Source organism: Glutamicibacter sp. AGC84, from assembly GCF_053543575.1.
Map to the genome: position 1 here is coordinate 80,522 of NZ_JBLVOC010000020.1, position 9,277 is coordinate 89,798.

8 protein-coding genes and 2 tRNA genes are annotated in these 9,277 nt (G+C 61.6%); 5 read left to right on the top strand and 5 right to left on the bottom strand.

The window, feature by feature from the left end; translation table 11 throughout:
• Positions 1-49: 49 nt before the first annotated feature.
• From fabF to ACNPN0_RS12690, 4 genes are all read right to left on the bottom strand, one after another.
• On the bottom strand, positions 50-1,297 hold the full coding sequence (gene fabF, locus ACNPN0_RS12675; RefSeq protein ID WP_448938594.1) for a beta-ketoacyl-ACP synthase II: 1,248 nt from the start codon (positions 1,295-1,297) through the stop codon (positions 50-52).
• A 121-nt stretch (positions 1,298-1,418) separates the two neighbouring features.
• Entirely contained in the window at positions 1,419-1,664 is a 246-nt protein-coding gene (locus tag ACNPN0_RS12680) for an acyl carrier protein (RefSeq protein WP_105657746.1), read from the bottom strand.
• A 219-nt stretch (positions 1,665-1,883) separates the two neighbouring features.
• A complete protein-coding gene (locus ACNPN0_RS12685; protein ID WP_448938595.1) occupies positions 1,884-2,807 on the bottom strand; it encodes an ACP S-malonyltransferase in 924 nt (307 codons plus the stop codon).
• A gap of 176 nt (positions 2,808-2,983) precedes the next feature.
• Positions 2,984-4,195: a PucR family transcriptional regulator gene (locus ACNPN0_RS12690; protein WP_448938596.1), complete on the bottom strand. Its 1,212-nt coding sequence runs from the start codon at positions 4,193-4,195 to the stop codon at positions 2,984-2,986.
• Between the two features lie 62 nt (positions 4,196-4,257).
• Here ACNPN0_RS12690 and ACNPN0_RS12695 point away from each other — a divergent pair, with 62 nt between their 5' ends.
• Positions 4,258-4,392 (top strand): hypothetical protein, encoded by a 135-nt coding sequence (locus tag ACNPN0_RS12695; protein WP_286134540.1) that lies wholly within the window; start codon positions 4,258-4,260, stop codon positions 4,390-4,392.
• Here the strand turns inward: ACNPN0_RS12695 and aceE are convergent.
• Entirely contained in the window at positions 4,352-7,096 is a 2,745-nt protein-coding gene (aceE, locus tag ACNPN0_RS12700; RefSeq protein WP_448938597.1) for a pyruvate dehydrogenase (acetyl-transferring), homodimeric type, read from the bottom strand. The genes ACNPN0_RS12695 and aceE overlap by 41 nt on opposite strands.
• Positions 7,097-7,458: 362 nt before the next feature.
• Between aceE and ACNPN0_RS12705 the strand changes: the two genes are divergently transcribed.
• The 4 genes from ACNPN0_RS12705 (at position 7,459) to ACNPN0_RS12720 (ending at position 9,256) form a co-directional block, all read left to right on the top strand.
• Positions 7,459-7,875, top strand: coding sequence for a DUF3052 domain-containing protein (locus tag ACNPN0_RS12705; RefSeq protein ID WP_105657750.1), 417 nt, complete (start codon positions 7,459-7,461; stop codon positions 7,873-7,875).
• Complete coding sequence (locus ACNPN0_RS12710) at positions 7,875-8,327, top strand: redoxin domain-containing protein (RefSeq protein WP_332498654.1); 453 nt, start codon at positions 7,875-7,877, stop codon at positions 8,325-8,327. Before ACNPN0_RS12705 ends, ACNPN0_RS12710 begins: the two co-directional genes overlap by 1 nt.
• Positions 8,328-8,442: 115 nt before the next feature.
• A tRNA-Val gene (locus ACNPN0_RS12715) sits at positions 8,443-8,518 on the top strand.
• Between the two features lie 662 nt (positions 8,519-9,180).
• Positions 9,181-9,256 (top strand) — tRNA-Val (locus ACNPN0_RS12720).
• Positions 9,257-9,277 lie beyond the last annotated feature (21 nt).

Consider the following 9,277-nt stretch of genomic DNA (forward strand, 5'->3'; position numbering starts at 1 on the left):
TACTCTTCAACCAGCCCAGTGGCGCGCTCGCCTGCAGCTGCCGGAACGGCTAGACGCTGCGGATGGCGACCACGGCGTTATGGCCGCCGAAGCCGAAGGAGTTATTCAGCGCAACGATGGAGCCCTCTGCAGGCAGCTGCGCAGGCTGGCCGGTGACGACCTTCAACGGGATCTCTGGATCCTGGTTGTCCAGGTTAATGGTCACCGGGGCCTTGCGGTTGTAGATGGCCAGTGCGCACAGCACGGACTCCACGGCACCGGAAGCGCCCAGCAGGTGGCCCATCTGTGACTTGGTCGCGGATACCCACACGTTCTCGAGGTGATCGCCCAGGGCGTTCTTCAGCGCAGCGTATTCCGGCTTGTCGCCAACTGGGGTGGAGGTTGCGTGGGCGTTCACATGGACCACGTCCTCTGGCTGGATGCGGCCATCGAACATGGCAGCCTTCAGCGCACGGGTTGCACCCATGCCTTCTGGATCCGGTGCGGTGATGTGGTGCGCATCGGAGGTGACCGAGGAGCCTGCCAGCTCGGCGTAGATGCGTGCGCCGCGGGCGATTGCATGCTCTTCGGCTTCCAGTACCAGCGCGCCAGCGCCCTCGCCCATGACAAAGCCATCACGGTCGGTGTCGTAGGGACGCGAAGCCTTGGCCGGATCATCGTTGCGGCGGGAGAGTGCATGCATGGACGCGAAGGCGGCCATCGGCATGGGGTGGATCGCGGCTTCTGCGCCACCGACCATGACCACATCGGCCTTGCCCGAACGGATCAGTTCCAGGCCAACGTGCATCGCTTCGGTACCCGAAGCGCAAGCCGAAACCGGGGTATGCGCGCCACCGGCGGCACCCAGGTCCAGCGACACGGCAGCTGCTGGGCCGTTAGGCATCAGCATTGGCACGGTCATGGGCAGGACGCGGCGTGGGCCCTTTTCACGCAGGGTGTCCCAGGCGTTGAGCAGGGTCCAGACGCCGCCGATGCCGGTAGCGAAGGCAACGGCCAGCTTGTTCTGGTCCATCTCTTCCTTGACCAGGCCTGAGTCGGCCCAGGCTTCACGGGCCGCAACCACAGCGAACTGGGTCGATGGGTCCATGCGCTTGGTCTCCGGGCGGGAGAGTACCTCGGTCGGCTGCACAGCAGCGCGGGCGGCGAAGGTGACCGGCAGGTCGTATTCCTTAACCCAGTCATCTTCCAGGGTTACGGCGCCGGAGACGCCCTTGAGGGCGTTTGCCCATAGGGTAGGGACATCCCCGCCGATTGGGGTGGTGGCTCCGAGACCGGTGATCACTACTTTGCGCGCCATCATCAAACTCTCTACTGTGCGAATAAGAACTGTGCTTGGAAATTCAGGGGGCCGGCTTGACGTACCGGCCGGTGTGCGCGGCTTGCCCGCACAACGGTGTGGCGAAAAAACGCCGGGAAGCTTAGGCCTGTGCCGCAGCGATGAAGTTGACGGCGTCGCCGACGGTCTTCAGGTTCTTGACCTCTTCGTCAGGGATCTTGACCTCGAACTTTTCCTCAGCCTCAACGACGATGGTCATCATCGAGATCGAGTCGATGTCCAGGTCCTCGGTGAAGGACTTGTCCATCTGCACGTCTGCTTCGTCCAGGCCGGTCTCGGAGTTGACGATTTCGGCGAGGCCCGCCAGGATTTCTTCGTTGCTAGCCATGGATGGCTCCTTTTCTTCTTAGCCGGAGGACTCCGGTCATTTTTGTGGCTGGGCGCAGATCCTGTTTCCAGGAACCGGTTCCAGCCGGCTTAATGAAACTTTGGTGGCGCATCAAGAATGCGCGGCACGTTTCGTCGGTTTAAAGCTTAGGCCAGAGACGCGCTCGGCGGACGCAACATGACGTTCCCGGCGTGCACAATCTGTGAACGGCGCAAAAGCCTAGTTGGCGGTGTGCTCGGCGATGAACGCCTTGGCAGCTTCCAGATCCGCTGGACTCTTCACCGCCAGGGTCTTCACGCCCTTGAGCCCGCGGCGGGCCAATCCCACCAGGGTTCCGGCCGGTGCCAGTTCCAGCACACCGGTCACGCCAGCTTCGGCCAGCGTCTGCATGCACAGGTCCCAGCGGACCGGACGCGATACCTGGGCGACCAGCGAATCGAGGTTCGCCTGGCCATCGGCTACGGCCTTGCCGTCGAAGTTCGAGAGCAGGGTTTCCGCTGGTTCCTTCGGGGTGATGGTTCCGGCCAGTTCCTCCAGGATGCCAACTGCGGGCTGCATGTGCGCGGTATGGAATGCGCCGGCAACCTTCAGGGGGATCACGCGAGCCTTGGCCGGCGGGTTCTCGCCCAGGGCCGCGAGCTGCTCCATGGTTCCTGCGGCCACAATCTGGCCGCCGCCATTGGCGTTGGCCGGGGTCAGGCCCAGTTCGTCGAGCTTGGCCAGGACCTCATCCGGGTCGCCGCCGAGCACTGCTGCCATGCCGGTCGGAGTCGCCGCAGCGGCTTCGGCCATGGCGTTGGCGCGGACCTTCACGAAATTCATGGCGTCAGCTTCGTCCAGCGCGCCGGCCAGGGCCGACGCGGTGATCTCGCCAACCGAGTGGCCGGCCACAACGGCGCCTGCCGGCAGCGAGCTGCCAAAGAGCGCACGGGCGGTGACCAGGCCGGCAGCGACGATCAGCGGCTGGGCGACGGCGGTGTCCTTGATGGTCTCTTCATCGGAGGTGGCGCCGTGGGCGGTGAGGTCGCGCTCGGTGATCGAGCTGAGCGCCTGCAAATGCTCGGCCACGCCATCGACGTCGAGCCATTCGGTGAGGAAACCTGGGGTCTGGGAGCCCTGTCCGGGGCAAACGATTGCTAACACTCTTACAGCTTTCCAAATGTTGGGAGCTTTTGGCGCTTCATTTGAGTACCAAGCTCGTGGTGACTGTTTGTAGGATCTCTACAAAAGCCTAGCGTATCCAGAAGCTGAATTCCGCTGTAATGCGCGATCAACTCGGAATTATCGGTGTCGGGAGCTCGACGCTCTTTGGTTGAAGCCTACAAGTTCGATTCGTGGAGCCGTCCGAAAAGCAGCGCGGTTTGCAGGACGAAGGCATCCCGGGGAACCAGTGGATCCCAACCGGTCACTTCGCTGACCCGCTTGAGCCGGTAGCGCACCGTGTTTGCATGGACAAACAGTTCCCGGGCGGTGCCTTCGAGCGAGTGGCCAAGCGCCAAGTAGCTGGAGAGCGTTTCAGCCAGGCCATTGGAGGCCTGCTGCAGCGGAATGTAGACCTGGTCCACCAGCGCCGTGCGGGCCAATTCATCGCCGTTGCAGGCGCGTTCTGGCCACAGGTCATCGGCACCGACCGGATTCGGCGCTTGCGGCCAGGCCTTGGCAGCGCTGAATCCCGCCACGGCTGCCACCGCGGCGTGGTGCATTTCCTTCACCGTCGGAGCCATGGGGGAGTAGACCAGCGGGCCGGGCCCGAAGAACCGGGTCAGCCGGCTCAGATCCGCTTCTTCGAATTTGGTGTCCGAAAGCATCAGCACCGAGCGGTCGCCGAGCACGCCCACCAGCGAATCGCGCGAGTAGCGGATGGCAATACGACGCAGGGCCGAGACGAAGGTGGTCGGGTTGGACGAAGGGGTGGTGCCCACCAGGATGCGGATATTCTTCTGCGACTTCCAGCCAATGGCCGCAATGCGCGAGGAGAGCGAGTCGTGGGCCTCGCCGTGCAGCACCGCGTCGACCACGTGGGCCTCCAAGCGCGAGTCCCAGGCGCCGCGGGTTTCGGCGGCGCGGGCATAGACATCGGCGGCGGCAAAAGCGACCTCGCGCGAATAGCGCAGCACCGCTTCGCGCAGGGCTGCCTGTTCATGCTCGGCGGCGATGTCGGGCACCTGGGATTCGACCACTTCCACGATGGTGCGCAACAGGCCCAAGGCCTTCTGCAGGGAGATGGATCGGGTCAGCTCCGTGGGAGCGGCGCCGAAGACGTCGGTCACCACCCAGGACGGGGTGGAGGAGGGATCCTCGTACCAGGTAACGAAGGTGGAGATGCCCTTCTGGGCGATCAGTCCCAAGGCGGCGCGCTCATTGGGCGCCAGCGATCGGTACCAGGGCAGTTGCTGGTCCAGGTACTTCAGCGCGGTGGTGGACAGGACGCCAATATGGCTTTTGAGTCGCTTGAGCGTTTCACTGCTGGGTGCCTGGGATCGGCTGGGACGGTTCTTCGGAGCTGCGGCGGCATCCATTTCAGGACTCATGGGTTCCAGCTTAGTTTCTTTTCTTCCCCCGCGCCCGGCACAGCAGGTAAAGGTGAGATTAAATGAGCCAGCTGCCCGGCAACGAGGAAAACCTCGTCATCGGGCAGCTGCTCAATGCGGCGCCGGAGCAAGCTCCGGGCACCTGGACCTTGGGGCCTAGGCGTCGCCGCCAGCGTTGCCGGACTGGCCGGCGTTAGCGTTATTCAGGTCGTACTTGGCGTGCGCCTTCACTGCGGTGTCCGCAGGGATTTCGCCGCGCTCAACCAGCGACTGCAAGGTCTGCACGACCAGCGAGTGCGCATCGATCTTGAAGAAGCGGCGGGCCGCGGCACGGGTGTCCGAGAAGCCGAACCCGTCCGCGCCCAGGGTGTGGAATTCACCTGGCACGTACGGGCGCAGCTGCTCGGGCACGGCGCGCATGTAGTCGGTGGTCGCGATGACTGGGCCCGGGGTGGACTCCAGCTTCGAGGTCACGTACGGGGTGCGGCGCGGCTTCGATGGATCCACGAGCACGTCGGCGTCGGCGCGCTGGCCGTCGCGGGCCAGTTCGTTCCACGAGGTGACCGACCAGACATCAGCCGAAACGCCCCACTCCTCGGCCAGGATGGCCTGGGCTTCCAGCGCCCATGGCACGGCCACGCCCGAGGCCAGCAGCTGTGCGCGCGGGCCGTCGGTGGTAGCTTCCTTGAGCAGGTGGATGCCCTTGATGATGCCTTCGATGTCAACGTTCTCCGGCTCAGCTGGCTGGCTGATCGGCTCGTTGTACACGGTCAGGTAGTACATCACGTTCGGATCGGCGTGGGTTCCGCCGTACATGCGTTCCAGGCCGGAGCGCATGATGTGGCCGATTTCGTAGCCGTAGGCCGGATCGTAGGTGATCACAGCAGGGTTGGTCGAGGCCAGGATTGGCGAGTGGCCATCTGCGTGCTGCAGGCCTTCACCGGTCAGGGTGGTGCGGCCGGCGGTAGCGCCGATGATGAAGCCACGGGTCATCTGGTCCCCGGCTGCCCAGAACTGGTCGCCGGTGCGCTGGAAGCCGAACATCGAGTAGAACACGTAGATCGGGATCAGCGGTTCATCGTGGGTCGAGTAGCTGGTGCCGGCAGCGGTGAAGGCTGCGACGGCGCCGGCCTCGTTGATGCCCGGGTGGATCAGCTGGCCCTGAGGGGATTCTTTGTAGGCCAGGACCAGATCGCGGTCCACGGACAGGTAGTTCTGGCCGCCCGGGTTGTAGATCTTCGCAGTCGGGAAGAACGAGTCCATGCCGAAGGTACGGGACTCATCTGGCACGATCGGCACGATGCGGTGGCCGAATTCCTTGTCGCGCATCAGGTCCTTGAGCAGGCGCACGAAGGCCATGGTGGTGGCCGCCTGCTGCTTGCCCGAACCGCGCTTGGCGATCGCGTAGGTCTTCTCGCCTGGCAGGGCCAGCTTCTTCGAAGCTTCCTGGCGGCGGGTAGGCACCGAACCGCCCAGGGCCTCGCGGCGCTCCATCATGTACTTGTATTCAGCCGAATCCTCGGTTGGGCGGTAGTACGGAGGAGTGTAGAGGTCCGCTTCGAGCTGCTCGTCGGTGATAGGGATGCGCAGGTGATCACGGAACTTCTTCAAGTCCTCCATGGTCAGCTTCTTCATCTGGTGGGTCGCGTTGCGAGCCTCGAAGTGCGAACCCAGGCCGTAGCCCTTGACGGTCTTGGCCAAGATGACGGTCGGCTTGCCCTTGAACTCCGTGGCAGCCTTGTAGGCGGCGTAGACCTTGTGGTAATCGTGGCCGCCACGCTTCAGGTTCCAGATCTCGTCGTCGCTCATGTCGGCAACCAATTCCTTGGTTTCCGGACGCTGGCCGAAGAAGTGCTCGCGAACGAATGCGCCGGACTCAGCCTTGTAGGTCTGGTAGTCGCCATCCGGGGTCTGGTTCATGATGTCAACCAGCGCGTTGGTCTTGTCTGCTTCGAGCAGGGCATCCCACTCGCGGCCCCAAGCAACCTTGATGACATTCCAGCCGGCACCGCGGAAGAAGGCTTCCAGTTCCTGCATGATCTTGCCATTGCCGCGAACCGGGCCGTCAAGGCGCTGCAGGTTGCAGTTGATGACGAAGTTCAGATTGTCCAGCTTTTCGTTGGCGGCCAGCTGCAGGAAGCCGCGCGACTCCGGCTCGTCCATTTCGCCGTCGCCCAGGAAGGCCCAGACCTGCTGGTCCGAGGTGTCCTTGATGCCGCGGTTCTGCAGGTAGCGGTTCAGCTGCGCCTGGTAGATGGCGTTAGCTGGGCCGATGCCCATCGAGACGGTTGGGAATTCCCAGAAGTCAGGCAGGGAACGCGGGTGAGGGTAGGAAGGAAGCGCGTGGCCTTCCTTCGACTTTTCCTGGCGGAACCCGTCCATGTCCTCTTCGGAGAGGCGGCCTTCGAGGAATGCGCGGGCGTACATGCCTGGCGAGGCGTGGCCCTGGAAGAAGACCTGGTCGCCGCCGCCTGGGTGGTTCTTGCCGCGGAAGAAGTGGTTGAAACCTACTTCATACAGGGTCGCTGCACCGGCATAGGTGGAGATGTGCCCGCCAACGCCGATATGAGGGTTCTGGGCGCGGTGCACCATGATGGCGGCATTCCAGCGCATGAAGGCGCGGTAGCGGCGCTCGATGGCCTCGTCGCCCGGGAATTCTGGTTCCTGGTCCACAGGAATGGTGTTCACGTAGTCGGTGGTGGTCACGTGCGGCACGCCCACGGACTTGGCACCTGCACGCTGCAGCAGCGAGCGGATAATGAACTGGGCACGCTCGGTGCCCTGGGTCTCTACGAGGGAGTCAAACGAGTCCATCCATTCCTGAGTTTCCTCAGGATCCCGATCGGACAGCTGGTAAGTCAACCCGCTACGGATCTGGGAGATGTGTTCCTCTACAGCCACGGAAGCTCCTTGATTGAATTGCGGCTCCGACGCTGTGCAGTTTTGCGCTGCGGTGCATCGGTATTGGGACAACGGGTGCAGTAGCACTGGAATGATGTGCACTGCCGGTTCATATGCAACTCTAGTGTTAAACGATCCAGTTTTGTGGCGCGTTTTCCAGCAAAAACCGGTTTAAATCAGATATTTGAAGTGACTTGCGCAACTAGGTACGGGAGCTAACTTCCCGATGGCCATGTCAATATGATGCGGGTCACTGGAATGTGGGTTATATTTGTTCGGCGTGTTATCGCTGTAGCGCTTGAACGGAGCGGCAAAACCGTGTTTCGTTGGTAGTAACGCTTTGCACCAGCAGGAGGAATGAAGTGAGCGACGCCGTATCGGCAAACTTGGAGCCCGCCAAAAAATTGGGCTTCGCTAATGAAGACCTTATTCAGGAACTGGGTTACGACGATGACGTGGACTACGATCTGCGCGAATCGATCGAGGACCTGATTGGTTCAGAGCTGCTCACCGAAGAGGACCATGACGTTGTCGACGCAGTCATTTTCTGGTGGCGCGACGGCGATGGAGATCTAGTTGACGCATTGATGGACGCGCTGAACTGCTTGGACGAGAGTGGCATCGTTTGGCTGCTTACTCCTAAGCAGGGCCGCGAGGGACATGTATCCCCAGCACTTATCCAGCAGGAGGCGCCAACCGCTGGCCTGCATGTAACTACTAGTGAAGGCGTTTCGGAGGATTGGTCCGCAATCCGCCTCGCCCCGCGTAAGAAGAACTAATGATTCAAACAGGTTCACGCCTGTTCGACTTCTCGCTGGAAAATCAGTACGGCGAAACGATAACCAGTACCGGGCTGTCTAGCGGCCGGGTGCTGGTTGTCTTTTATCCCTGGGCATTTTCGCGGGTATGCGGGTCGGAACTGGCAACACTCCAAGAGCACTACGAATTCTTCACGCAGCACCAGGTGCGCATCGTGGCCATTTCGGTGGACCATAAATTCACCCTGCGCAACTATGCGCAGTCGCTTGGCTTGGACTTCGAGCTGCTGGCCGATTTTTGGCCTCATGGGGCGGTGGCGCAACAGGCCGACGCCTTTGACCCTGAGCGTGGGGTCGCGGCCAGATTGACGCTGTACCTGGTTGACGGTGAAGTGCGCGATATTTTCCGCAGCGAGATGACGCAGCCAAGAAGCATTGATGATTACAAGGCGGCAGTGGAACGCGCCGTTTAGCGTGCCGATATGGGCTGTGCTCCAGTTCACGAAAAAAGTCGGCTCACCGATTTGCCCGGACGCAGAAATCTGTGTAGAGTTATTCCTCGTTGGCTTGCAAAAGCGAACATGGTAAGGGCCTTTAGCTCAGCTGGTAGAGCGTCACGTTTACACCGTGAATGTCATCGGTTCGATCCCGGTAGGGCCCACCAAATAAGAATCCTCGATCCATTCGGATCGGGGATTTTTTGTCTCCTTGAGGCGATTTTTCCACTCGGGCAAGTCCTGCGGTGCCCATAGTGCCGGCGTCATGGAATATTTGATCCTCGATGACGCTGGACTCCTGGCATTGTCGTCCGAAGCCAGCGTGGCTGAGCCGGTGGCCCTTGCGCGGCACCGGAGGGTGCTTCGAATCTGCGAACCCGGTACAGCGATCTGGCATCGCTTTTTTCCAATGCCCCGTGGAGGGTGGCGGCGTCGTCTTCGATCACCGCTTCTTGGTACGTGCTATCGCTCATCGAGCTGCTTCGCTTCCACCTGCGGGGCAAGTCCGCAGATCCAGGCGCCTCGTGTTCTTCCGCGCTGGACTGAGCTCGCGCCTCGGTGGCGCTGGTCCCAGTGGTGCAGCGTGGAATAAGCAGGTGTGGGGTCGATGCTGGCGATTGCGGATTACCCGTGCATGCGAACAGCCTCGAACTTGCCGGCAACGCCACTGGAGAGTAGGTTCCAAGATCAGGCGATGTGGTGACGCTCGGCACTCTTTTATGAAAACCTCCATTTCAATTTGCCAAGTCAGTTCGGGATGCATTAGATTATTACTTGTTGCAGCGAAGGACTGAAGGAAAGAAACTTCCCGATTTCACACACTGCAGGAGGGCCTTTAGCTCAGCTGGTAGAGCGTCACGTTTACACCGTGAATGTCATCGGTTCGATCCCGGTAGGGCCCACCAAAACGAAGACCCCTTCAATCA